Below are 24,419 nucleotides of genomic sequence, written 5' to 3' on the forward strand. Positions count from 1 at the left end.
GTGGCGGACGGCATACGGCGTTCTCACCCCATGCCGGTGCCGAGGTTGAGGATGTTGCCGTCGGGGTCCTGGAACCAGACGCTGCGGAAGGAGGTGTCGCCCATGCTCATCGTGGCGACGCCGTCCTGCCACTGTGTGTCGGGCATGTCGTAGGTCTCGAAGCTCACGCCCTTGGCGCGCAGGTCGCTGATCTGGCCGTCGAACGCGTCGGCGGGGACCTCCATCATCATCGACGTCGCCTTGTTGGTGCCGGCGTACTCGGACTCGTAGACGAAGAGGCCGCCGGACCCGGCCTCGTAGGCCACGCCGCCGGGCATGTCGCGTCCGGGGGTGAGCCCGAGGACGCCCTCGTAGAACTCGCGTGCCCGGCCGAGGTCCTTGACGGCCAGGGTCGGGACGGGGGTGTGGTCACCGATCATCGTTGCTCCACGGGCGGACCGGACGACCCTCGTGCGGTCGGCCCTCTCCGAGCGTAGGCACCCGTGGGCGGTGGCGCCATGGGTCGAACCGGCCTGCCCGCAGGGTCCTCCGGGCCAGCCCCGGGCAACGGGTCAGGCAGGGTTCGCGGCCTGGGGCTCGCGGGCCACCGGGGGCAGGGCGGAGCCCGTCTCGAGCAGGCTCTTCATCGAGTCGAGGATCCAGACCCAGCCGTCGCGCACGGTCTCCGAGGTGAGCGGGCTCTGCTCGAGGGCGCTGTGGGTGAGCCGGAGGTGGGTCAGGCCCTCCCCGGCGGCGGTGAGCTCCCAGGCCACCCGGCTCGGGGGCTCGGCGGCGAGGTCGTCGGAGTAGACCGGGTGCCACGTGTGGACGAGCCGGTGCGGCGGCGTGACCTCCTCGACGACACCGTCGACGGCAGTGCTGCCGTCGGGCAGGAGCGTCGAGAACGCCTCACCGGCCACCGGTGGCGAGGTCCAGTGCGTGGCGTGGAAGTACTGCCGGGTCGCCTCAGGGTCGGTGAGCGCCCGCCACACCTCCTCGACCTCGGCGCGGATGTAGGTCTGGTAGACGTGCTGCGTGGTCATGGCTGCTCCCTGTCGGACGAGGCTCGGTGCGTGCTCTCCGCGACGCGCCGGACGTCGAGCACGGCGCGGGTGAAGGGTTGCGCGTACTTGCTGACCCAGCGGTCGGCGAGCAGCGCGATGGGGACGGGGTTGAGGTGGTGGCGCTTCTCGCGCCCCACGCGCTCGGTGCTCACGAGGTCGGCCTCCTCGAGCAGGGCGAGGTGCTTCATCACGGCGAAGCGGGTGACGTCGGGGAAGAGGGCCACGAGCTCGCCGACGCTCTGGCCGTCGGCCTCGAAGAGCGCGTCGAGCAGCGCCCGCCGGGTCGGGTCGGCGAGCGCCCTGAAGACGACCTGCTCCTCATCCACAGCGCCTATTATGTGACCGAAAGGTCACATGTTCAAGAGGTGCGCATCACCGCGCGGTATGCCGTGACGACCGCCTCCGCGCTCCGGCTCGCCTCGACCTCGTCGGTCTCGAAGCCGATGACCGAGAACCGCATCGCCTCACGCCCTCGCCAGGACGAGCCGCCGACGAAGCACACGCCGTCCGAGCGGATCCGGGCCACGGTCTCGCGGGTCACCCGGTCGCCCTCGTCGGCGTCGAGGCCGGCGCCGAACCGCACGAGCACCTGGTTGAGCCGGACGTCGCCCAGGACCTCGATCCCGGGCTCGGCCCGGAGGCGGTCGGCGACGAGGCGGGCGCAGGTGCAGTGCCGGTCGACCATCTCCTCGATGCCGTCGCGTCCGAGCGTCCGGATCATCGCCCAGGTGGCGAAGCCTCTGGCCCGGCGGGACAGCTCGGGCACGACGTGCGACGGGTCGCGGTCGCCGTCGCCCGACACGGGCAGGTAGCTCGCGGCGATCGTCATGGCGCGCTCGTGCGCCTCGCGGTCCCGGACCACGACGTAGCCGCAGTCGTAGGGCGTCTGGAGCCACTTGTGGCCGTCGACGGCCCACGAGTCCGCGGCCTCGACGCCCTCGGTGAGCTCGCGCGTCCGGCCCGAGGCCCGGGCCCAGAGCCCGAACGCGCCGTCGACGTGCACCCAGGCGCCGGCGTCGTGGGCGGCCGGCACGAGGGTGGCGAAGTCGTCGAAGGCGCCGGTGTTGAGCTGTCCGGCCTGGAGGATGACGATGGCGGGCTCGTGCACGGCGGCCATCGCCTCGAGCGCCGCGTCCGTGACGATGCGCCCCTGGTCGTCGGCGGGCAGGCGCACGACGCGGTCGCGCCCCAGGCCGAGGAGCTGCAACGCGGCATACGCGGTCGCGTGGGCCTCCTCGCCGATGAGCACCGTGACGCGTGGGGCGCCGAACAGTCCGTCGCTCTCGACGTCCCACCCGACGGCGCGGAGCACGGCGCTGCGGGCGGCGGCCAGTGCCGTGAAGTTCGCCATCGTCGCCCCCGTGACGAACCCGAGCGAGGCTTCGCGGGGGAGGTCGAGCAGCTCGAGGAGCCAGCCCGCGGCGACCGTCTCGGCGGCCGACGCCGCGGGTGACGCCTCGTGGTTGCCGGCGTTCTGGCCCCAGGCGCTCGTGAGCCAGTCGGCGGCGACACCGGCCGGGTGGGAGCCGCCGATGACCCAGCCGAAGAAGCGCGGTCCGGTCGGCGTCATGAGCCCGGAGTCGGCGAGGCGCACGAGATCGCCGAGCACCTCACCGGGGTCGGACCCGGTGTGGGGCAGGGGAGCCGAGAAGGCGCGCAGCGACGCGGCGTAGTCGTCCTGGGGGGCGGCCGCCCGGTTCGGCACGTCGTGCCGGAACGCGATGGCCGCCTCGCACGCGCGGCGCCACAGCGGTGCGACGTCCTCGGGGCGCGTCCTCGCCATGGAGCGTCAGTGTCCTCCTGCCCGGTGGGGCGCGCCAGCGTTTGGGCAGTCCTCGGGCGGGGGCGGGGCGCGGTTCAGCGTGTGGTGCGGGCGCGGTAGGCCGCCGTCTTGGTGCGGTTCTGGCACGAGGTGGAGCAGAAGCGCCGGCTGCCGTTCTTGGAGGTGTCGAGGTAGACGACGTCGCAGCGCTCGGCCTCGCAGGTCCCGAGCCGGCCTGCCCAGCTGCTGCCGAGGGCGAGCGCGAGCCCCGTGGCGCACCCCGCGGCCCACCCGACGGCGAGGCTGTCGTCGGCGCCGTGGAAGTGGACCTGCCAGGCCCCCTCGCGCTGGTCGAGCTGGGGGCGGGCGCCGGTGGCGAGGAGCATCGGGTTGAGCAGGCTGGCGGCCGTGTCGAGGTCGTTGGCGGCGGCGGCCACGAAGACCTGCCGGAGGTCGTGGGCTCGTGACACGAGGAGCTCGGCGTCGGCCCGGGTCACGCGTGGCACGCGCCCACCCTCCCGGGCGAGCGCGGTCGCGGTGGCCGCGATCCGGTCCTCGGACGACGTGGGTGGGGTGTGCTCCACCCCGCGGGCCCAGTCGCCGGTGTGGGCGTTGACGAGCCGCGCCGCGACATCGACGAGGGCCACCAGGTGACTGTCGAAGTCCATTTGACCAGTCACCTCCGTCCGTCTAGGTTGGCGTCGTCGGCGTGACCGACAAAATCTGGTTGACCAGTGACAGGAGCGTAGCCCACGTGTCGAGGACCCGACCTGCACGACACCCGCTGCCACGCACGGTGCGCGTCCTCGTCGCGGCCCGGGCCGTCAACCGCCTCGGTGCGTTCACGCTGCCGTTCCTCACGGTGACGCTCGTCGAGGAGCTGGGCGCCTCGGTGGCCGACGCCGGCTGGGTGCTCGCCGGCTTCGGGCTGGCCACGATCCCGTCCCGCCTCGTCGGGGGCCGCCTCAGCGACCGCCTCGGGGCGCGGGCGACGATCACGCTCGGGCTCCTCGGCACGGCCGCCGCCCAGCTCGGGGTGGCTGCCTCCCGGTCGCTCGTCCAGGCCGTCGTCGCCGCGGTCGTCCTCGGGCTCGTCTTCGAGGTGTACGAGCCCGCGAGCCAGTCCCTCGTCGCGGACGTCACGCCACCCGATCAGCGCCCCGCGGCATACGGGATGCTCGCCGCCGCGATGGCGGCTGCAGGGATGGGTGCCGGTCTGCTGGCCGCGATGCTCGCGAGCATCGACCTCAGGTGGCTCTTCGTCGTCGACGCCGTCACCTGCGTGGCGTGCGCGGCCGTCGTCCGCGCGCTGCTGCCCGGACGCGCGGCACCCGAGCCGGACGCCGCAGCGAGGGCCGACCCCGACCTGGGCGGGAGCAGTCCGTGGCGTGACACCCGGCTGCTCGCCATGCTCGGCATCGGGACCGGCTTCGCGCTGACCTACCTGCAGATCACGATCGCCCTGCCCCTCACGCTGAGCGCGCGTGGGCTGGCGCCCTCCACGCTCGGGCTCCTGCTCACCGTCTCGGCAGCGACCCTCACGGCGGGTCAGCCACTGCTCCGCCGGACGGCGCTGGGTGGCGACCACGTCGTCGCCATGACGGTCGGCTACGTCGTGCTCGCCGCCGGGCTGCTCGCCAACGGGTTCGCGACGACTCCGTGGATGTTCGTCGTGGCGACCGTGGTGTGGAGCGTGGGGGACCTCCTGCTCCTGGGTCACGCCCACAGCCTCGTCGCCGCGCTCGCGCCCGACGGCTCGCGTGGCCGCTACCTCGCGGTCCACGGCCTGAGCTGGGGCTTCGCCGCCGTCCTCGCGCCGGTGATGGGCACGCAGCTGCTCGAGCGCACCGGGCCGACGACGACGTGGGTGGCCGTCGCGGCGGGGTCGTGCGCGCTGGCCCTGGCCCAGCCGTGGCTGAGGGTCCGCCTGCGGGGCGCGGAGGTGGTGGCGCACGCCTGACCCCCTGACCGGGACAGGCGCCGGGGCGGTCCTAGGATCACCGGGTGAGCTCGCTGTTGATCCGTCAGGCCCGCGTCGTCCCCGTCGGCGGGGTGCCTGCCCCCTCCGGTCCGGTGGACCTGCGCATCGTCGGCGACCGCGTGCTCGAGGTGGCACCGTCGCTGCGTCCGGAGCCGACCGACGAGGTCCTCGAGGCCGAGGGTCGCTGGCTCGTCCCCGGTCTCTGGGACCAGCACGTCCACCTCGGACAGTGGGCGGCGAACGCCTCGCGGCTCGACCTCTCCGCCACGACGAGCGCGGACGAGGCGACCCGTCTCGTCGCCGCCGAGGTCGGCTCGCGCGCCGGGGGAGCCCCCGGCACCGTCATCCAGGGCTTTGGCCACCGGACCGCCGGATGGGACCGCCAGCCGACCGTCGCCGAGCTCGACGCCGTGAGCGGTGACCTGCCCGTGGTCCTCATCAGCGGGGACGCGCACCACGGCTGGCTCAACTCCGCCGCCCTCCGGCTGCTCGACGTGCCGCCGCGTGACGGCGTGGTCGAGGAGAACGACTGGTTCCCGGTCTTCGCCCGTCTCGACGAGGTGACGCAGACCGCGGAGGGCAAGCGGACGGCATACGCCAAGGTCCTCGACGCAGCCGTGCGCCGCGGCGTCGTCGGGATCCGCGAGATGGAGTGGGCCGACAACGCGACCGAGTGGGCCGAGCGTTCCGACTCCGGTCTCGACGTCATCCGCGTGCGGACCGCGACGTATGCCGTGGGGCTCGCCGAGACGATCGCGGCCGGCCGCCGCAGCGGGGACGTCCTCGACGAGGCCGGGCTCGTGACGATGGGTCCGCTCAAGATCATCAGTGACGGCTCGCTCAACACGCGGACGGCCTTCTGCCACGACCCCTACGTCGGTGCCGACGTCCTCGAGCACCCGCGGGGGAGGGCCAACAACTCACCTGAGGAGCTCGCCGACCTGCTCGCGACGGCGACGGCGAACGGGCTCGACGTCGCCGTGCACGCCATCGGTGACGCGGCGGTCGGTGTCGCGCTCGATGCGTTCTTGCGCACCGGCGCCCGTGGCTCGATCGAGCACGCCCAGCTCGTCGCGACGCCCGACGTGGAGCGCATGGCCCGCCTCGCAGTGGTCGCGAGCGTCCAGCCGGCCCACCTGCTCGACGACCGTGACGTCACCCACCAGTGCTGGCCCGACCGTGCCGACCGCTGCTTCCCGCTGCGGTCGATGCTCGACGCCGGGGTGCGCCTGGCCCTCGGCTCGGACGCGCCCGTCGCGCCGCTCGACCCGTGGGAGGCGATGGCCGCGGCCGTGCACCGCACGGGCGACGAGCGCGAGGAGTGGAACGCCGCCGAGGCCATCACCGTCGCGCAGGCGCTCGCGGGGAGCGTCGACGGCGCCACCACCGTCACGGTGGGCAGCCTGGCCGACCTCGTGCTGCTCGACGGCGACCCGCTGGACGGCGCGCCCCAGGGACCGGAGGCCGCACAACGCCTGCGCGCGACCGAGATTCACACCACCGTGGTCGCAGGACGGCCCACTCGGACAGGCCGTTGACCTGTCCTGACTAGCCAGAAGTAGTCCGGTCGCCCGGTCCAGATTTCCGGGTGGGTGGACTTACAACGATTTGGCGACGCTGGCGAAGAGGCGCGCCCTAGCGTGATCGCGTCGTCACCAACTGGCGACACGGCAGGTCACCAGGGGTGCAGGTATGTCGAGGTCGCAGATACTCGCTCGACGGTCGGTCATGATCGGCTGGGACGCCCTGGCGTGGGTTCTCGCGCTGGGTGGGTTCCTCATGGTCCGCCACGAGTTCTCGCTCAGCGAGCGCGTGTGGATCACCGCCGCCACCTATGTCGGCGCTGCCGTCACCCTGCAGGTCATCGGGGGTTTCTGGACCCACCTCTACCTCGGGCGCAGCAAGATCGGGAGCTTCGACGAGGTCACCTCGCTGGGCACCCTCGTCCTCGGCATCAGCCTCGTCCTCGGGGCCACGTCGTTCATCGCCGCACCGCTGTTCTCCCGCGGGATCGTCGTCGTCATGCCGATGCTGGCGCTGCTCATCATGGCCGCCGGCCGGTGGATCTTCCGCGCGACGCGTGGGGAGGACCGCCGACGCAACGTCGAGGTGCCGGGGGTGCCGGCCCTGGTCTACGGCGCCGGTGACGCCGGGCACCAGCTCGCCGGTCTCGTCGACCACTCCGCCGACCCGCCCTACGCGATCGTCGGCTTCATCGACGACGACCCGAGCCTGCGGTTCTTCCGCGTGCGGGGCTACCGCGTCCTCGGGCGTGGCAGGGACCTGCTGTCGGTAGCGCGGCGCACCGGCGCCGAGGCTGTGGTCCTCGCGGTCAGCCAGGCCTCGCCGCAGCTCATCCAGGACGTCAACGACGAGTGCACCGCGGCCGGTCTCGAGCTCGTCGTGGTCCCGCCCGTGCGCGAAATGATCTCGGGGCGGCTCGAGCTCGACAAGCTGCGCGCCTTCAACGTCGCCGACCTCCTCGGCCGCCGCCCCATCGAGACCGACCTCTCCGAGATCGCCGACTACGTCGCGGGCAAGGTCGTCCTCGTCACCGGCGCCGGCGGATCGATCGGGTCCGAGCTCGCCCGGCAGGTCCGGGCCTTCGGCCCGAGCAAGCTCGTGCTGCTCGACCGTGACGAGTCGGCGCTGCACGCCACCAAGCTCTCCCTCGACGGCAACGGCCTGCTCGACACCGACGACACGGTCCTGTGCGACATCCGCGACCGTGAGGCCGTCTGCGCCGTCTTCAGCCGGCTGGCCCCCGAGGTCGTCTTCCACGCGGCGGCGCTCAAGCACCTGCCGATGCTCGAGCGCTTCCCCGAGGAGGGGTGGAAGACCAACGTGCTCGGCACGCGCAACGTGCTGGAATGCGCTGCCACCAACGGTGTCCAGGCGTTCGTCAACATCTCGACCGACAAGGCGGCGGACGCGACGAGCGTGCTCGGCCAGACCAAGCGACTCGCCGAGCGCCTCACGGCCTGGTATGCCGGGCAGACCGGGATGCGCTACCTCTCGGTGCGCTTCGGGAACGTCCTCGGCTCGCGGGGTTCGGTCCTCGACACGTTCCGCGCCCAGATCGGCCGCGGCGGACCGGTCACCGTGACCGACCCCGAGGTCAGCCGGTTCTTCATGACGATCCCGGAGGCCTGCGAGCTCGTGCTGCAGGCAGCGGCCATCGGTCGCCCCGGCGACGTCCTCGTCCTCGACATGGGCGAGCCGGTGCGGATCGTCGACGTGGCCCGCCGGCTCATCGAGGAGTCCGGCAAGGACATCCAGATCACGTACACCGGCCTGCGCGACGGCGAGAAGCTCCACGAGGTGCTGCTCAGTGCCGGTGAACGCGGACAGGGCACCGAGCACTCGCTCATCACCCAGGTGTCCGTGCCACGACTCGAGCCGGGGGACCTGCTCGCCACACACGCCGACCTGGTTCAGGTCGAGGGAGCACTGCCGATGCAGGGCAACGTTGCAGGAAAGGGAGTCCGATGACCGACCACATCACGATGACGAGGCCGTTCCCGGCGCTGCCCGGGGGTGTCCGGCTGGCCGTCGTCGGCCTCGGCTACGTCGGCCTGCCGCTGGCGGTCGAGTTCGGCAAGACGATGGACGTCGTCGGCTTCGACATCAACGGCGCCCGCGTCAAGGAGCTGAGCACCGGCACCGACTTCACGCTCGAGGTCGAGGACGAGGCGCTCGCCGGCTCGCTCGGGCTGCACTTCACCGAGGACCCCGAGGACATCGCCGACTGCAACGTCTACATCGTCACGACGCCCACGCCGATCGACGCCGCCAAGCAGCCCGACCTCTCGCCGGTGCTGTCGGCCACCGAGACGATCGCCAAGGTCCTGAGCCCCGGCGACACCGTGATCTACGAGTCCACGGTCTACCCGGGTGCGACCGAGGAGCAGTGCGTGCCGGTCCTCGAGGACCTGTCCGGCCTCCTCGTCAACGTCGACTTCTTCGTCGGCTACAGCCCCGAGCGGATCAACCCCGGGGACAAGGAGCACCGGCTCCCGACCATCGTCAAGGTGACGTCGGGCTCGACCCCCGAGGCCGCCGACTTCGTCGATGCGCTCTACTCGTCGATCATCACGGCGGGGACGCACCGGGCCTCCTCCATCCGGGTCGCCGAGGCTGCCAAGGTCATCGAGAACACCCAGCGCGACGTCAACATCGCGCTCATCAACGAGCTCGCGATCCTCTTCAACCGTCTCGACATCGACACCGAGGAGGTGCTCCAGGCCGCCGGCTCGAAGTGGAACTTCCTCGGCTTCCGCCCGGGTCTCGTCGGGGGCCACTGCATCGGCGTCGACCCCTACTACCTGACGCACAAGGCGCAGGCCGTGGGCTACCACCCCGAGATCATCCTCGCGGGTCGCCGCCTCAACGACTCGATGGGGTCCTACGTCGCCTCGCAGCTCGTCAAGCGGATGACGAAGGAGCGGATCCCCGTGCGGGGTGCCCGCGTGCTCATGCTCGGGCTGACCTTCAAGGAGAACACCCCGGACCTGCGCAACTCGCACGTCGTCGACATCCTCACCGAGCTCCAGGAGTACGAGATCGACGTCGACGTCTACGACCCCTGGGCGCGCGCCGAGGAGGCGCAGAAGCACTACGGCATCGACCTCGTCGAGCAGCCCGAGCAGGGCGCGTATGCCGCGGTGATCGTCGCGGTGAGCCACCACCAGTTCGTCGAGATGGGGGCCGCGGGGATGCGTGCCTACGGTGACCCGGCGGGCCACATCCTCTACGACCTCAAGTACGTCCTCGACAAGTGCGAGTCGGACCTCCGGCTGTGACCCCCTCGACGCCCCTGCCCTCCTCGTGGGCGAGGGCGTGCCACGCCGGGGCGAACCGGCCGTGACGACCTTGTGGGGGGTGCTCGTGACCTACCGCCGTGAGGCGCTGCTCGCCGACACCCTCGCCCGGATCGCTGACCAGAGCAGGCCGCCCGACCAGCTCGTCGTCGTCGACAACGGCTCCGACCCGCGGGTGCGCACGGCCGCGGGACGGGCGGGCGCGGTCTACATCGACGCGGGCGACAACCTCGGGCCGGCCGGGGGCATCGCGCTGGGGATGGACTTCGTCCTCGAGCGGGCGGGCGACGACGACTGGCTCATGCTGTTCGACGACGACGACCCGCCTGAGACCTCCGAGGCGGTGGAGGAGGTGCTCGCCTTCGCTCAGACCTGCCTCGCGACTTCCCCGCGCACCGCGGCCGTCGGTCTCGTCGGGGCGCGCTACGACCGGTCCCGCGGTCGCGTCGAGCGGGTGCCGGACGACGAGCTCTCGGGCCCGGTCGAGGTCGACTACATCGGTGGCGGCCAGCTGCCGGTCTACCGGTGCGCCGCCCTGCGCGACGTCGGGGTCTTCGACACCTCGCTCTTCTTCGGCTTCGACGACCTCGAGCACGGGCTGCGCCTGCGGCGGGCGGGGTACTCCCTCTTCGTCGACGGAGGACCCTGGCTCGAGCGGCGCAGGCGACACGGGCGCACCGGGGCGACCCGCTCCGGGCTGCGCAGTGCGTCTCCGCCGTGGCGCACCTACTACTCGGCCCGCAACCTCGCCCTCATCGCCCGTGAGCACGCCTCGGGAGCCGCCTCCTGGCGGGTGGCCGTCCACGGCGCGCTCGCCGGTGCCGCGGCCGCCACGCGACCGGGCGGTGGCGTGGCCGGTGCGACTGCCGCCCTGCGCGGTGCGGGTGATGCGCTGCTGGGACGGCGCGGACGCCGGGTCGAGCCGGTCGTCGTCAGCAAGGACGTCGTCGTCACGTGTGGTGAGTCGTGAGCACCGCGGCGCACGCAGCATCCGGTGCGACGAGACTGACGACAGAGACGGCACCGACGGCACCCCAGGCCCGTGTGGCACCGGTCCTCACCATCGTCGTCCCGGTCTTCAACGTCGAGGAGTACCTCCCCGCAACGCTGCGGTCCCTCGCACCGTCACTGGGCCCCGAGGTCGAGCTCGTCCTCGTCGACGACGGCAGCACCGACGACAGCCTCCGCACGGGCCAGCGCGTCCTCGACGAGCTGGGCGTCACGGCATACCGGCTCCTCCGTCTCGACAACGGAGGCGTGAGCGTCGCCCGCAACGTGGGCCTGCGCGCCGCCACGGGCGACTACGTCCTCTTCCTCGACGGTGACGACCAGGTCTCGCCTAACTTCTTCGCGACGGTGCGGGCCGCGCTCGCCCCGGCGACCCACGACATCGTGTGCTGGAGGTACCGGTCCGCCGCGCGCGACGGCGCGAGCCAGCACGCGCCCGCACCGGCCGGGACGCCGGTCGTGCGCAGCCTCACGGGTGCCGACGCGTTCGAGGAGTTCCTCGGCGGGCGGCTCGACGTCTGGACCGGCAGTGCGGCGTACTCGCGGACGTTCCTCGAGCGCAGCGGGGTGACGTTCACGGAGGGGTGCGTCGCCGGGCAGGACCGGGAGTTCATCCACAAGGCGTTCGGTGTGGCCGCGTCCGTGGCGCACGTCGATGCCACCTGCTCGTTCTGGATCCAGCGCACGAGGTCGATCACCCACAGCTTCAACATCCGTCGCTTCGACGCCGTCGAGGCGCACCGACGCGCGTTCGACTTCCTCGAGGAGCGGTCGGTCGACGTCGGCCCCGGGCGCGACGTCGACGAGCTGCGCAACCGGGCGATCGTCGGTCACTACTTCTTCAACCTCCGCAGCTGCATTCGGTCGGCCCAGCCCGCGGACCGGCGCCGCATCCTCGCGCTCCTCGACGCGTCGTACCCCGGTCTCAACGCCGAGATCCGCCAGCGCGTCAGTGTCGGGAGCCCCTCGTTCGAGACCCGTCTCTATGTCCGGGCGCCGCGGCTCTACACGTCCTGGGTCGTGTGGCGCGGGGGAGTGGTCGAACAGCTCGTCACCGCGAAGCGCACGGCCCTCGCCATGCGCACCCAGCTGCTCGCCCCGGCCCGCGGACGGCACGCGGCTCACTGAGAAGCGTTGCGGCTCAGGCCTTCTGGGCCTGAGATTCGAGAAACCGCGCGAACCTGGCGTTGATGGGGTCGATCGCGTACTCCGTCTCGAAGCGGCGTCGAGCGCGCGCGACCGTGTCGGTGAGGACGCCCCGTGCGACGAGGACGTCGTCGAGGGCCCGGGCGAGCGCGACCGGGTCGCCCTGGGGCACGAGGGTGCCGCACTCACCCTCGGCGAGGACCTCGCGCGAGGCGGGGATGGAGGAGGCCACGATCGGACACCCCTGTGCCATGGCCTCGAGCAGGACGCCCCCGATGCCCTCGCGCGACGACGGGAGGCAGAAGGCGTCCGCGGCGGCCAGCAGCCGTGGGACGTCCTCCCGGTGCCCGAGGAACCTCACGGGCAGCGAGTGCTCGGCGACCGTCGCCCGGAGCGCGTCCGAGGCGCGCCCGTCCTTGCCGGCCACGAGGACGACGAGGTCCGGGTGGCTCGCGGTGAGGTGGGGGACGGCGGCCAGGAGGTGGTGCAGTCCCTTGGGGGGGTCCAGCCTCCCGACGGAGAGGACGACCGGTGTCCCCTCGGCGATCCCGAGCTCGGCGCGGACCCGGGCCCGCCACTGCGGAGAGCGGAAGTCGTACTTCTCGGGGTCGCGACCCCGCGGGATGACCTCGACCCGGTCCGCGCGGATGCGCAGGCGTGGAGCGACGCTGCCGGCGATGGCCGCGGTCACGGCGTGGAAGCGCGAGACGAGCCGACCCGTCGCGGCGTCCAGCGACTGCGCCGCCCGGAGCTTGACCCGGTTGCTCTCGGCGTAGTGGGTGGCGTCGTAGGCATCGCTCACGAGGCTGCCGGTCACGGGGACGCGGAGCAGGCGCGCGCCCAGCCGCCCGGCGATGTCGGCCTCGAAGAGTGTCGTGTGCACGAGGTGCGGCGCGATGTCCCGGCCCACCGTGACGACGCGACCGACGTTGCCGGCCCGGCCCTGGTGTGGGCTCGGGGGGTGCACGGTCGCACCTGCGCGTTCGAGGTCGCCGCGCAGGTCGTCGCGGGGGCCGAGTGCGAGCACGTGGAGGTCGATGCCGTTCTCCCGCAGGCCCGGCGCCATCTCGACGAGCGACGTCTCGGCCCCACCCGGTGCGAGTGAGTCGATGACGTACAGGACGCGCGTGGTGTCCACCGAGGTCCTAGAGGATGCCCGCGTGGGCCAAGGACTGCCGGTAGAAGTCGCTGCTCTCCCTCAGGGTGGCGGGGGAGTCCATCCTCGTCATCCGGCCGTCCTCGATCACCATGATCCGGTCGCAGATGTCGAGGGTCGACATCCGGTGGGCGATGATCACCACCGTCATCCCCTGGCGCAGCTCGGACAGCGTCCTCCTGATGAGGGCCTCGCTGGCACCGTCGAGGGCCGACGTCGGCTCGTCGAGGACGAGCAGCTCAGGGTCCGCGGCCAGGGCACGGGCGATGGACAGCCGCTGGCGCTGACCACCGGAGAGCTGGCCACCGCGTTCGCCGAGGTGGGTGTCGAAGCCGTGGGGGAGCGCCTCGACGTCGGCGAGGATGTTGGCCCGCCGGGCGGCCGAGCGCAGGGCGTCGTCGTCGATGCCCTCGCGGAAGAACCGGATGTTCTCGGCGACGGTGCCCGTGAAGAGGTTGGCGTCCTGGGGGACGAACCCCACCCGGGAGCTCCACCAGGAGCGGTCGACCTCGCGCATGTCGACACCGTCGACGCAGAGGGTCCCCGACGTGGGCTCGCGCAGGCCGAGGAGCAGCTGGGCCAAGGTCGACTTGCCGGCACCGGACGGGCCGATGATGCCGATGGCCTCGCGGCTCTCGATGCGGAAGGTGATGTCCGACAGGGCGACCCTGTCGTTGGGGTACCTGAAGTCGACACCGGTCGCGGTGAGCGGCGTCATGGAGCCCGGGTGACGGGACCCGCCGCTCGCCTTGGCCTCGGTGTACTTGGCGACGGTCTCGGACACGGCCTCGAGGAACGGCACCGCGGCAGCGAGCGAACCGAGGGCGGCGGTCAGCTGCTGGCCGTAGCTCAGCGAGCGGAGCATGAGGAGCATGACGCCACCGATGACCGCGAGGTCCTTGTAGCCCGTGAAGGCAAGGACGGCGACGCCGCCGAGGATGGCGGAGTACGCGATCGCGAGGTAGGCCGGCGCCATCGTCGCGGTGAGGAAGTCGACGCGCCGCTGCTTCACGGCGGCCTCCACGGTGAGCCGGTCCATCTCGTCGGCGAACCGCTGCTGCACACCGAAGGCCTGCATCTCGATCCCCAGCGAGCCGAGCTCGGAGACCTTGGTCGCGAACTCGAGGTTGGCCACGGCGGACGCCGCGGCGCGCCGGCGCACCCGGCGTCGGATGGGCACGAGGACGGCGCCCACGACGGTGAGCGCGGCGAGGACCGCCAGGGTCGAGGCCGCGTCGACGATGAACCCCGCACTGAGGAAGGCCAGCAGGCTCAGCAGGGCCGTGACCGCGTTGGCGAGCGTCGTGATGGCCCACGAGACCTTGACGACGAACGACGTGAGCAGCTCCTGGAGCCGACCCGACGGCTCGGCCTGCTGCACCGCCCAGCTCGAGCCGAGGTAGGCGTGCGACAGGCGACGGCGCTCGGTCTGGGTGATCTCGGCGGTGAGCCGGGTGCCGGCGCTCAGGCTGGCGAAGTTGAGGGCGAGCCGCAGGGCCAGCGCGACGGCGCCGATCCCGAGTGCGGCGCCGGTCGTGATCGTCTCGCCGAGGAAGGGCCCGATCGTGCCCGAGCCGTTGACGAGGGCCAGTGCGGTCGCGGTGATGAGGACGAGGAAGGAGGCCTCGAGCAGTGCCCCGGCGAACGACGAGACCGCCAACGCCACCACGAGCCGTCGGTGCGACCCGACGGCCTGCGACAGCACGGACAGGTACGCCGACTGCCGGTCTTCTCCCTTGTGCCGCTTCATGGGGTCCTCTGCGTCGATGGGTGGGTCGTGAGGGACGTCGGGCCGACCTGTCGTGCCGGCTCCAGGACGTCGGCCGCGACCTGTCGCCATTGCGCGGCTCCGGCCGCGATCGAGTAGGTGTCGATGCAGTGCGCACGAGCACGCACACCCATGATGCGTCGCAGGTCGGGGTCGCGCAGGAGATTGGCGGTCCTCGCCGCCAGCTCGGTCACGGAGTCGTCCGCCACGACGTGGCCGGTCACGCCGTCCACGACCACGTCGGCGGCGCCGGCGGAGGAGGTCGTGACGACGGGGACACCGGTGAGACCCGCCTCGATGCAGACGCCGGGCATGCCCTCGGTGTCGGCCGCGCTCGTCATGACGAGCACTGCTGCATCGCGCAGCCAGTCGGGGACGTCGTCGCGCACCCCGAGCATCGAGACCCCGAGCTGCTCGGCTCGGGGACCCACCACGGAGCGCAGCTCACCGTCGCCGATGATGACGGGCGTGAACTCCACGCCGTCGTGGCGCAGGCGTGCGACCACGTCGAGGAACAGCTCGGGTCGCTTCCCGGGCTCGAGCTGCCCGACGAAGAGGACCCGGGGCGGGCCCGCTGCGTCCTCCGCGACCGAATCTGCGCCCGCAGCCCCTGCATCGGGGTGGTAGGTCTCGGGGTCGCGCGCGTTGGGGACAACCCGCAGCCGGTCGGCCGGCATCCCGAGCACGTCGCGCATCTGGTCGCGCACGGCCGTCGAGACGGCCACGCCCATCGCGGTGCGTCGTGCGAGAGCCCGGTAGAGACGCCGGCGCCACGGCCGCGCCAGCTCGGCGGTGGACAGGCCGATCTTGTAGTAGACGACGGGCACCCGCCCGCTCGCGAGGACGGCATACTTCATCGACTCCCCGCCATGGGCGACGACGACGTCCGCGCGCTCGTGCCTCACGAGCGTGTGCAAGCGCTGTGCCGCAACGGGATCCAGCCCGAGACGTCGCGCGACGCCGGGTCGCCCGGACGCCACCAGGTCGGGCCGCAGCCCGGCGGCGGGGGCGTCGAAGAGGGCCACCGCCACGTGCCGCTGCGTGTCGTCGCGGGCAAGGGTGTCGCGCAACCGGCCGGCATACACCTGCGCTCCGCGCCACGAGTCCTGGGGGACGACGTGGAGGACGGTGAGGCGGCTCACCAGCCGAGGTCCTTGTCGTCCGCCACCGACGCGTAGGTCGCGAGCGACGTCGCGGCGACCCGGCGCTGGTCGAACTCGGCCAGCGCCCGCTCGCGTGCGGAGCTCCCGAGACGGGAGCGCAGTTCCGGGTCGTCGATCAGCCGGGCGACCGCCTCGGTGAGTGCGGTGGCGTCGGCAGCCGGGACGAGCAGCAGGTGCTCCTCGGACGTGCCGACCTCGCGGCAGCCCCGGATGTCGGTGAGCACCATGGGTCGACCACAGGCCGCGGCCTCCATTCCCGCTCGGGAGAACCCTTCTCGGTAGCTCGCGAGGACGAAGACGTCAAGGGCCGAGTAGACGGCCGTCATGTCCCGGCGCTCTCCGACGAACTCCACGGCACCGTCGTCGGCGTCGTGGGCCTCGCCGTCGTCCGGCCCGATCCACACGAAGCGGGCGCGCCCGGCGAGCGCCGACGACATGGCGACGAACTCGCGCTCGCCCTTCTCGACGACGCGTCGTCCGACGGCGCCGACGAGGATCTCGTCGTCACCCACCCCGAGCTCGGCGCGCACCCGCGCCCGGCCCTCGGGGTCGGGCTGGAAGCGTTCGAGGTCGATGCCGTTGCCGACGACCCGGCTGCGCCCCCGTCGCAGGGCACGTCGCAGGGTGTGCTGGTCCTCGGCGTTCTGGAAGAGCTCGTAGTCCGAGAAGCGCGACGCGACACCCTCGAGCCCGTAGACGAAGACGCGGCGCTTGAGGGAGTCACCGGGGCGGGCCCAGAGCCCGTGGCACGTGTTGACGACGACTGGTATGCCGCAGGCTCGCCCAGCGATGCGGCCCATGACTCCCGTCTTCGGGTTGTGCGTGTGCAGCACGTCGAGGTCGAGCCCGCGCAGCACACGGACGAGCTCGGCGAAGCCCCGCAGGTCGGCCTTCAGGCCCCAGCTGCGGGACAGCGACGGCACCGGGACGTGCCGGACGCCCAGGGCCTCGACGCGCTCGACGTAGCGGCCGGGCGCACTGATGCCGACGACGTCATGCCCCGCCTCGAGGTCGACGGTGAGCTCGGTGGCCAGCAGCAGGGCCAGGCTCATGTCGCTCGTCGTGAGGTGCGCGATCCGCAACGGACGCGTGGCGGTGCGGCCGGGGGGCCGGACGGTGCCGCCGGACGTGGCTCGCAGGTGGAAGCTCAGCACGAGCGCTCGCCACCTCCCACCACGCATCCCGTCGGACCCAGCGGTCCCAGACGCCCGAATCGATCAGCCGGCGCAACCGCTCACGGGGCCGGGCGCGTTGCACGTGTTCGAGCTGGAGACACCGCTCGGGTTGCCGGTGAGACCACCCATGCGGCTGCCACAGGCGCCCTGGCTCGGTGTCGCGGTGAACCGGAGCTTCATGTCGCTGTAGCGGTAGGTCGGGGTGCCGTTGCGATCGAGGCACTTCACGGCGACGCGGGCGCAGCCGTAGACGCAGCCGGCGCCGATCGCGCCACCACCGACCTTGCCGAGGATGAAGCCGGCACGCGGTCCGACGCCGGGGACGTTCCACGTCGTGTTGGTGACCGTGAGGGCCGAGCCGCCGGTGCAGTCGCCACTCGAGGAGGTGTCGAACCAGCTGACTCCGCTGGCGGTGACCGACTGGGGCGCGGCTGCGTCGAGGGAGTCACCGTCGCACGGGCAGACCGTGCCCGCGTTGGCGACGTCGGCATAGACGAAGAGCCACTTGTCGCCCGGGGACGGGCAGTAGCGCACGACGGTGAACGTCGGCGTGAGTGACGTGGGGAAGCACTTGGGGGTGCAGGTCGAGGTCGAGGCGCTGGCCGGTGCCGAGGCCACCACGGGGGTGGCCCACGCCAGCACTCCGACGGCGCCCCCCTTGGCCACCAGCGAGCGGCGTCGGATGCCTTGCGGCACCTTCTCGCCCGTCGTCGTGGCCGTCGCCCGATCGCTCATCTGTCCCACTCACCCTGACACTGCCGGGGTGGGACTCTGGTCGTCCCACGCCTTCGGATTCGAGGATATCTCCCGGTCGCAGGCTTCCGAGGGGAAACCGGGAAACCTGCGCGGGTTCCCGGGAGACAACCCAATTCGCCTCGTCCGCCCTAGGATGTGCGCGCGGGAACGCGCCTGCGCCGACCCGCCGGAACCGCCTCGTCGAGTGCGGACGGGAGCAGGGGACGAGGTGCCATGCGACGCCACCCGGAGACGATCTGGCGTGCAGCCCCGGGCTTCGTCGCGCTCGCCCGGCCGGGCGGCGAGATCCTCACCGTGACGGGTCCGGCCGCAGGACTCTGGGAGCTGCTCGAGCAGGGCACGACCCCGGCCGAGGCGGCGGAGGTCCTGGCCGGGCGCCACGGTGCGACGGTCGACGTCGTCCTCGCCGACCTCGAGCCGCTCTGGGACCGGCTACGTGCCGAGGGGCTCCTCGATGGCTGAGCTCCCGGCGCTCGTCGTCGCCGCGGGCTGGGGTCTGCCGACGACCACCGGCAGTGCCGTCGTCGACGACTCCGACCGCGACCGGTTGCTCCACGGTGCAGGGCGCGACCGGCTCGGTGGGCTCCTGGCGGCAGCGGTGGGGGACGGGTCGGTCGTCGTCTCGGCCGACCTCGCGGCGGAGGTGACGGCGACGTGGCACGAGCAGCTGGCCGCGTCCGTGACCGTCGAGTGCCTCGTCCCGCCCGTCGCGGACCTGCTGCACGGTGCCGGCGTCGACTGGCGGCTGACCAAGGGGCCGGCGCTGGCCCATCTCGACTATCCGGACCCGTCCCTGCGACCCTTCGGTGACGTCGACGTCCTCGTCCGGCCCGGGCAGTGGCAGGTGGCCCTGGACGCGCTCGCCGAGGGCGGGTGGGTCCGGGTGTCGCCCGAGCTGGCGCCGGGCTTCGACGAGAGGTTCGGCAAGGGAGCCACCCTCACCAACGCCGTGGGCCTCGAGGTCGATGCGCACCGACGGCTCGCCGCCGGTCGCTTCGGGCTGCGTCTCGACTCCGAGCAGCTCTTCGAGGACGTCGAGTGGCTCGAGCTGGGTGGCCGGCAGGTGCCGTGCCTCGCTGCCCGGGACCGGCTGCTGCACGCCTGCTTCCACGCCTCGCTCGGGGGCGCCCGACGGCTGCGTGCGTTCCGCGACGTCGCCCAGCTCCTGCTCATGACGGAGGCGGACTGGGAGGGCGCGGTCACCGCCGCCGAGCGCGCGTCGGTGCAGGCCGTGGTCGCGAGCGCGGTCGTGGAGACGTGGCGACGGCTCGGTCTGGCGACCGAGCACCCCGCCCTCGACTGGGCTCGCGGGGTCCGCGTGGGGGCGGTCGACCGTCGGGCCCTCCGGCTCTTCGAGGAGGAGCGGAGCTATGCCCAGCAGGCGCTGACCGCGGTCCCGGACCTGCTCGGCAGGGGAGCCGGGCGCTACCTCTGGGCTCTCGCGGTCAAACCCGGTCACCGTGCAGCGGCCCCGGCTCCACCGCGAACGGCGACGCATCCCTGAGCAGGCCGAGGCGGTCGAATTCCTCGACGGCTGCCACGACCTCATCGGTCACGGACCGGCCAACCCGCTCCCCGAGACGGTCGGCCATCGCGCCGACGCTGGTGGAACCGTCGACCGCGAGCCACACGAGTGACGCCGACTCGTTGAGCTCGTGCACGCCAGCGTCCCGGTCGTCGAAGAGCACGACCCGGTCGAGGACCTCAGCCGTCTCGATCGCCGGGTGCCGGCTCGGCGTCGACCCGAGCGCGTCGAGAGAGCTCGTCATGAGCCCAGCTCCGTGAGCAGCGAGGTGAGGGTGGTGTCGGCCTGCGCCAGGTCGTCGACCTCGAGCGTGAAGGCGGGGACGGAGAGCCCCAGGTCGACGACCTCGCGAAAGCCCGCCCGACCGTGCTCGCGTCGCAGCGGGAGGTGAGCAGCCAGGGCCCGCACCGCGCTGGCAGGGTGGGCGTCGCTCAGGGTCCCGTCGGAGCCGGGCCGGTGGGTCGGGAGGACGATCGCGGTCAGGGGCGCGCCACGGCTGAGGCTCCCGAGGGTCGAGGCGGGGACGAGTGACTCCGACCGAGCCTCGAGCGGTGCGCCGGGCCGTCCCCCGGGGAGGGCCGACCGGTGAGCGGCAAGGAACGGGTCCAGCGGGCTGGGGTGACGCACCCCCACCGGGCGGGGGAAGGGCCTGACCTCCCACGACCGCTCGTCACTGCGGGTCACGAGGGCGACCTCGTCGGTGAGGAACTCCCAGCCGTGGGCGGTGAGCCAGCCCGCGAGAGTGCTCTTGCCCGCGTGGGACTCTCCGGCGAGGACGATGGCCCGGCCGTCGCGGGCCACGGCCGCGGCGTGGACCGGCGTCACACCCTCGGTGCGTTCGAGGAGGAGCCGGGTGACCTCCCAGAGCACGTAGGGCACGAGGTAGTCCTCGGTCACGCGCTCGCACGGCTCGAGGTCCCGCCACAGCTGCCACGGGTGGGTCGTCGACGGCGGGTCACGCCGCGCGACCGTGAAGGTGACGTTGGCGTCCCCGCCGTCGGCGCTCGGGCCAGTGCGCGGGTCGGTGCGCAGGTCGGTGAGGACCGCGTCGAGCTCGGCGGCGACCGCGGGCTCGTCGGCCTCGATCACGAACCTCACCGAGCCCGCGGCGAACGGACCCACCCGGACCGGCGCGTCGAGCACCGGGCGCGTGTCATCCTGCAGCGGTGGCCTCACGTCCCCGATTGTCGCCGACCCGACGCCTCGGCCGGGTCGAAGTCGTGGCAATCGTCGCGCTCGCCCTCTGGCTGGTCTGGGCGGTGCTCGCGGCGGCCGCCCACGGTGAGCTCCTCCCCGTCTCGTCGCCCTACGTCCTCAGCACCCTCGCGCTCGGGGGCGGTGTCGTCCTCGGCGACGTCGTGTCGCGGGCGGTCCCGACGGCGCACGTGGCCATGGGCGTCGTCGCCCTCGTGGCGCTGCTGCTCGTCGCGACGCTGGTCTCGCCGGGGGTGACCGGACTGCCCCTGGGCTACGCCAACGCCAACGCCGCGCTGGCCATCCAGGCCATGGCCCTGTCCGGGCTGCTGCTCGTCCGGGTGCGACCGAACCGCCGGTGGGTCCTCATGGGGGCGGTCGCGGCGGCGTTCGTCGTCCTCGCCCTGAGCCGGTCGACCGCGGCGACGGCGCTCGCCGTCGCGCTCGTCCCGGTCCTCTGGTGGGCCGCCGGTCGTGGGTCGGCCGCGCGCCGCGCCGAGGCGCCCAGCACCGCGTCGTCCCGCCGCGCTCCGCTCGTGGCCGGTCTCGTCTCCGGCGCCGCGGCAATCGCGGTCGTCTGGCTGGCGCGGACCGACGAGTGGCCCAGCGGACTCGAGGCCGCACTCTCCACCGCGCGGCACACGTTGTGGCGCGACGCCCTGTCGGGCGCCACGTCCCATCCGCTCGTCGGCGTCGGCCCGGGCCACCTGGCCGAGGTGAGCTCGTTGAGCACCGACGTCGACCTCGGAGCGGCCCACTCGGCGGTGCTCCAGGTCGGTGCCGAGACGGGGTGGCCCGGGGTCGTCCTGCTGGCGCTGCTCACCGGGACGACGCTGGCATGGGCTTCACACCGCGGCGCCGCGGCCGCCACCATCGGCTCGTCCGCGGTCGCCGCGTTCACCGTGCACGCGCAGATCGACCACCTGCTCGAGTTCGCGCCGCTGCTGCTGCTCCTCGGAATCGTCGTCGGGGTGGCCGGTGCCCCGGCGCGGTCAGAACAGCTCGACGTCGCCGAGGGCGAGCGACCAGTCGCCGGGCGAGGGAGGGGTCCGGGCGAGTGGTCGCGACGTGAGGATCGGTCCCTGCCCGGGTAGCGGCAGCAGCCCGGGCCGGCGCCGGCGCGGGAGCCCGATGGCGTAGTCGGCGCCCGACTCGGCGAGCACCCGCCGCACGAGACGGATCGCGGTGACCGAGTCCGGGACGAGCTCCTCGATGATCGCCGCCTCGAGGGCCCGACCCCGCCGACGGACCCGGAACACGAGACCACCACGCGAGGGGTCTGACTCGGAGGCGAGGACGACCCGGTAGTGCAGGGGGCCGAACGACGTGCGCCACCGCAGGTACTCGGGCGAGCGCTGGGTCCGCACACCGGTCGTGGGCGCATGAAGCAGCAGGCCCGTGACGACGGCGTCGTCCACGAGCGCCTCCGCGGCGGGTCGTCCGGCAGTGGTCTCCTGCGACCAGAGGTCGGCGGCCTCGCGGGCCCGGAGCATCACCGCGGCCGAACCCACCCGTCGCGGCATGACACCCACCGGCAGGCGGCGGCTCACGGTCCAGCCCATCTTGAGGTAGCCGGGACGGCTCTGGTCGTTGGGCGTGTTGAAGATCCACGCGTCGCCCTCGCGGGTGAGGTCGGCGACGGCCTCGAGGGTGAGCAGGCGGAAGATCCCCCGGCCTCGGTGGTCGGGGTGCGTCACGGTGTCGACGGCACGCACGCAGCGCAGCGGCTTGCCGTCGTCGTCGAGGAAGGTCCAGCGCAGGAACGTGCGGTAGCCGACGACCTGCCCGTCGAACAGCGCCACCCACGCGGGGGACTCGCCGAACGGGTTGAGCCGGTGCTTCCACCAGAAGAAGTCCTCGTCGTGCCCGCCCGCGTCCCAGCCCATCGTCTCGCGCAGGAGCCCGAGCACCGCGGCGTCGTCGGAGGCCTGCGCCCGGCGGACCTCCACACCTCCGCCCTTCATGTCACCCATCAGGTCGTCCATCCCGTGAGGTCGAGCCAGGACTGCATCATGAGGACCGTCCACAGCCGGTAGTCGTGGTTCTCGCGCCCGGCGAGGTGGGACTCGAGCGCCCGGGTCACCGGCTCGGGGCGGATGAGCCCCTGCCGGCGCAGCCGCTCGGGTGCGAGGAGGTCACAGGCCCACTCCCGCAGCGGTCCCCGGAGCCACTGCGCGAGGGGCGGGTCGAAGCCGACCTTGGGCCGGTCCCAGAGCTCGCGCGGGACGTAGCGGTCGAGCAGGTCGCGCTCGATCCACTTGCCCTGTCCGCCGCGGATCTTGCTCGTGGCCGGCAACCGCCAGGACAGCTCGACGAGCCGGTGGTCGAGGAACGGGACGCGCACCTCGAGGGCCACGGCCATGCTCGCGCGGTCGACCTTGACGAGCATGTTGTCGGGGAGCATGACCTGCTGCTCGGTGAGGAGGAGCTCGGCGAGCGCGTCGTGCGCGGACGGCACGGAGCGCGGCAGCAGCGCGGGTGACGGGGCCAGCATGAGGCTGGACGGGACCCACATCGTCGCGAGGGCGGCATACGCGTCCGTGACCGAGTCGGCGCGCACCGCGTGGGCGAGCTTGTGCGCCTTGGTGCCCACGTCCGGTGTGCTCATGCCTGCGCGCGTCGCGAGGGCGTCCCACCGCGTCACCGGAACCCGACGTATGCCGTGCGCGATCCCTCGTCGGACCGGCGACGGGAGGGCGCGTACGCGGCTGAGGGTGCCGGTCGCGACCCGGTGCCGGTTGTAGCCGCCGAACAGCTCGTCGGCGCCGTCGCCGCTGAGGCACACGGTGACGTGCTCCCGCGCGGCGGCGCACAGGACGGTGGTCGGGACGGCCGAGGGGTCGGCGAACGGCTCGTCGTAGGTCGCGGCCACGCGCTCGGCCAGCGTGAGGGCGTCGAGCTCGGGCAGGGGGAGCGTGGTGTGGTCGGTGCCGAGGTGGGCGGCGATCTTGGCGGCGTGCCCCGACTCGTCGTTCGTGCCGCCGACGGCCACGGTGAAGGTGCGCACCGGCCCGGAGCTCACCGCCTGGGCGACGGCGGCGACGACCGAGGAGTCGACCCCGCCCGAGAGGAAGGCGCCCACCGGGACGTCGGCCACGAGCCGTCGTCGCACGGACGTCCGCAGGGCCTCGTCGAGGTGGTCGGTGAGCTCGGCGTCGTCGCCGACGAGGGGGTCGCCCAGCCCCGAGCGGCTCGCGTCCGCGAGCGACCAGTACGCCACGGGCTCACCGGCCTGGCCGGCGGCGTCGACGGTGAGCAGGCTCCCTGGCGGGAGCTTGCGGACCCCGGGAAGGATCGACAGGGGAGCGGGGACGTAGCCGAGCCGGAGGTACTCGGTGAGGGCTTCGGGGTCCGGGCTCGTCGGTGCCCCGGGCAGGAGCCGCAGCGCCCCGAGCTCGGAGGCGAAGGCGAAGAGGGGCCCGACGCGTCCGTAGAGCAGGGGCTTCTCGCCCAGCCGGTCCCGGGCCAGCGTGAACTCGCGGGTGTCGCGGTCCCAGACGCCGATGGCGAACATCCCGTCCACCGACCGCAGCGCGGACTCGACACCGTCGAGGGCGACGAGCTCGAGCAGCACCTCCGTGTCCGACGTGCCCCGCAGGTGAACACCCCTGTGCGACAGGCGTTCTCGGTGATCTGCGTGGTCGTAGATCTCGCCGTTGAGGACCAGGACCCAGCGGCCGTCGTGCGACGTCATGGGCTGGGCGCCGGTGGGAGAGAGGTCGACGATCGCCAGGCGGCTGTGGCCGAGACCGACGCCGCGGTCCTCGTCGCTCCACACGCCGTCGCCGTCGGGTCCGCGGTGCACGACTGCCTCGACCATGCGCTCGACCAGCGGCCCCGCCGACTGGTTCCGGGCACCGAGGATGCCCACGATTCCGCACACGGCAGGGCCTCCCGTCGCCGCGCCACCGATTGCCGGATG

The 24,419-nt window shown here is 72.8% G+C and carries 23 protein-coding genes; 9 read left to right on the forward strand and 14 right to left on the reverse strand.

The features are described 5' to 3' along the window. Positions 1-23: 23 nt before the first annotated feature. From KLO01_RS14130 to KLO01_RS14150, 5 genes are all read right to left on the reverse strand, one after another. Positions 24-419, reverse strand: coding sequence for a VOC family protein (locus KLO01_RS14130; RefSeq protein ID WP_147066264.1), 396 nt, complete (start codon positions 417-419; stop codon positions 24-26). A 132-nt stretch (positions 420-551) separates the two neighbouring features. After that, complete coding sequence (locus KLO01_RS14135) at positions 552-1,022, reverse strand: SRPBCC family protein (RefSeq protein ID WP_147066266.1); 471 nt, start codon at positions 1,020-1,022, stop codon at positions 552-554. Next, on the reverse strand, positions 1,019-1,369 hold the full coding sequence (locus KLO01_RS14140; RefSeq protein WP_147066268.1) for an ArsR/SmtB family transcription factor: 351 nt from the start codon (positions 1,367-1,369) through the stop codon (positions 1,019-1,021). The genes KLO01_RS14135 and KLO01_RS14140 overlap by 4 nt, the downstream gene beginning before the upstream one ends. Before the next feature lie 32 nt (positions 1,370-1,401). Beyond that, positions 1,402-2,826 (reverse strand): pyridoxal phosphate-dependent decarboxylase family protein, encoded by a 1,425-nt coding sequence (locus tag KLO01_RS14145; protein ID WP_147066270.1) that lies wholly within the window; start codon positions 2,824-2,826, stop codon positions 1,402-1,404. Positions 2,827-2,900: 74 nt separating this feature from the next. Then, entirely contained in the window at positions 2,901-3,452 is a 552-nt protein-coding gene (locus KLO01_RS14150; protein ID WP_246136231.1) for a CGNR zinc finger domain-containing protein, read from the reverse strand. Positions 3,453-3,559: 107 nt separating this feature from the next. Here KLO01_RS14150 and KLO01_RS14155 point away from each other — a divergent pair, with 107 nt between their 5' ends. From KLO01_RS14155 to KLO01_RS14180, 6 genes are all read left to right on the forward strand, one after another. After that, complete coding sequence (locus KLO01_RS14155; RefSeq protein ID WP_222611986.1) at positions 3,560-4,765, forward strand: MFS transporter; 1,206 nt, start codon at positions 3,560-3,562, stop codon at positions 4,763-4,765. A 44-nt stretch (positions 4,766-4,809) separates the two neighbouring features. Next, a complete protein-coding gene (locus tag KLO01_RS14160) occupies positions 4,810-6,324 on the forward strand; it encodes an amidohydrolase (protein ID WP_147066274.1) in 1,515 nt (504 codons plus the stop codon). A 190-nt stretch (positions 6,325-6,514) separates the two neighbouring features. Next, positions 6,515-8,278, forward strand: coding sequence for a polysaccharide biosynthesis protein (locus KLO01_RS14165; protein WP_246136232.1), 1,764 nt, complete (start codon positions 6,515-6,517; stop codon positions 8,276-8,278). Beyond that, positions 8,275-9,588, forward strand: coding sequence for a Vi polysaccharide biosynthesis UDP-N-acetylglucosamine C-6 dehydrogenase TviB (tviB, locus tag KLO01_RS14170; RefSeq protein ID WP_246136233.1), 1,314 nt, complete (start codon positions 8,275-8,277; stop codon positions 9,586-9,588). The genes KLO01_RS14165 and tviB overlap by 4 nt, the downstream gene beginning before the upstream one ends. 61 nt (positions 9,589-9,649) lie before the next feature. Then, the gene (locus KLO01_RS14175) at positions 9,650-10,576 is read left to right on the forward strand and encodes a glycosyltransferase (protein ID WP_186828070.1); all 927 of its coding nucleotides are present in this window, start codon (positions 9,650-9,652) and stop codon (positions 10,574-10,576) included. 74 nt (positions 10,577-10,650) lie between these two features. Beyond that, positions 10,651-11,742, forward strand: a complete 1,092-nt coding sequence (locus KLO01_RS14180) for a glycosyltransferase family 2 protein (RefSeq protein ID WP_186828071.1) — start codon at positions 10,651-10,653, stop codon at positions 11,740-11,742. Positions 11,743-11,755: 13 nt separating this feature from the next. Here the strand turns inward: KLO01_RS14180 and KLO01_RS14185 are convergent, their stop codons facing one another. From KLO01_RS14185 to KLO01_RS14205, 5 genes are all read right to left on the reverse strand, one after another. Then, a complete protein-coding gene (locus KLO01_RS14185) occupies positions 11,756-12,898 on the reverse strand; it encodes a glycosyltransferase family 4 protein (protein WP_147066282.1) in 1,143 nt (380 codons plus the stop codon). 7 nt (positions 12,899-12,905) lie between these two features. Next, on the reverse strand, positions 12,906-14,666 hold the full coding sequence (locus tag KLO01_RS14190; protein ID WP_147066284.1) for an ABC transporter ATP-binding protein: 1,761 nt from the start codon (positions 14,664-14,666) through the stop codon (positions 12,906-12,908). Continuing rightward, the gene (locus KLO01_RS14195) at positions 14,663-15,826 is read right to left on the reverse strand and encodes a glycosyltransferase family 4 protein (protein ID WP_147066286.1); all 1,164 of its coding nucleotides are present in this window, start codon (positions 15,824-15,826) and stop codon (positions 14,663-14,665) included. Before KLO01_RS14195 ends, KLO01_RS14190 begins: the two co-directional genes overlap by 4 nt. After that, entirely contained in the window at positions 15,823-17,001 is a 1,179-nt protein-coding gene (locus KLO01_RS14200) for a glycosyltransferase family 4 protein (protein ID WP_246136234.1), read from the reverse strand. Before KLO01_RS14200 ends, KLO01_RS14195 begins: the two co-directional genes overlap by 4 nt. A 63-nt stretch (positions 17,002-17,064) precedes the next feature. Beyond that, positions 17,065-17,757 (reverse strand): hypothetical protein, encoded by a 693-nt coding sequence (locus tag KLO01_RS14205; RefSeq protein WP_147066288.1) that lies wholly within the window; start codon positions 17,755-17,757, stop codon positions 17,065-17,067. Between the two features lie 234 nt (positions 17,758-17,991). On the opposite strand from KLO01_RS14205, the gene KLO01_RS14210 reads away from it, so the two are divergent. Then, the gene (locus tag KLO01_RS14210) at positions 17,992-18,240 is read left to right on the forward strand and encodes a PqqD family protein (protein WP_147066290.1); all 249 of its coding nucleotides are present in this window, start codon (positions 17,992-17,994) and stop codon (positions 18,238-18,240) included. Beyond that, positions 18,233-19,282 carry a nucleotidyltransferase family protein gene (locus KLO01_RS14215; RefSeq protein WP_147066292.1) on the forward strand — a complete coding sequence of 350 codons (1,050 nt, stop codon included), beginning with the start codon at positions 18,233-18,235 and terminating at the stop codon, positions 19,280-19,282. The genes KLO01_RS14210 and KLO01_RS14215 overlap by 8 nt, the downstream gene beginning before the upstream one ends. Here the strand turns inward: KLO01_RS14215 and KLO01_RS14220 are convergent. Then, the gene (locus KLO01_RS14220; protein ID WP_147066294.1) at positions 19,224-19,547 is read right to left on the reverse strand and encodes a PqqD family protein; all 324 of its coding nucleotides are present in this window, start codon (positions 19,545-19,547) and stop codon (positions 19,224-19,226) included. The two genes, KLO01_RS14215 and KLO01_RS14220, sit on opposite strands and share 59 nt — an antisense overlap. Further along, a complete protein-coding gene (locus tag KLO01_RS14225) occupies positions 19,544-20,479 on the reverse strand; it encodes a hypothetical protein (RefSeq protein WP_147066296.1) in 936 nt (311 codons plus the stop codon). Before KLO01_RS14225 ends, KLO01_RS14220 begins: the two co-directional genes overlap by 4 nt. Positions 20,480-20,523: 44 nt before the next feature. On the opposite strand from KLO01_RS14225, the gene KLO01_RS14230 reads away from it, so the two are divergent. Then, positions 20,524-21,591, forward strand: coding sequence for an O-antigen ligase family protein (locus KLO01_RS14230; RefSeq protein ID WP_147066298.1), 1,068 nt, complete (start codon positions 20,524-20,526; stop codon positions 21,589-21,591). Here KLO01_RS14230 and KLO01_RS14235 read toward each other — a convergent pair. Beyond that, positions 21,490-22,470 carry a GNAT family N-acetyltransferase gene (locus tag KLO01_RS14235; protein WP_147066299.1) on the reverse strand — a complete coding sequence of 327 codons (981 nt, stop codon included), beginning with the start codon at positions 22,468-22,470 and terminating at the stop codon, positions 21,490-21,492. The genes KLO01_RS14230 and KLO01_RS14235 overlap by 102 nt on opposite strands. Further along, complete coding sequence (gene asnB, locus KLO01_RS14240; RefSeq protein ID WP_186828072.1) at positions 22,470-24,380, reverse strand: asparagine synthase (glutamine-hydrolyzing); 1,911 nt, start codon at positions 24,378-24,380, stop codon at positions 22,470-22,472. Before asnB ends, KLO01_RS14235 begins: the two co-directional genes overlap by 1 nt. Positions 24,381-24,419 lie beyond the last annotated feature (39 nt).

The sequence above is a fragment of the Knoellia locipacati genome (assembly GCF_007992835.1).
Taxonomy (GTDB): Bacteria; Actinomycetota; Actinomycetes; order Actinomycetales; family Dermatophilaceae; genus Knoellia; species Knoellia locipacati.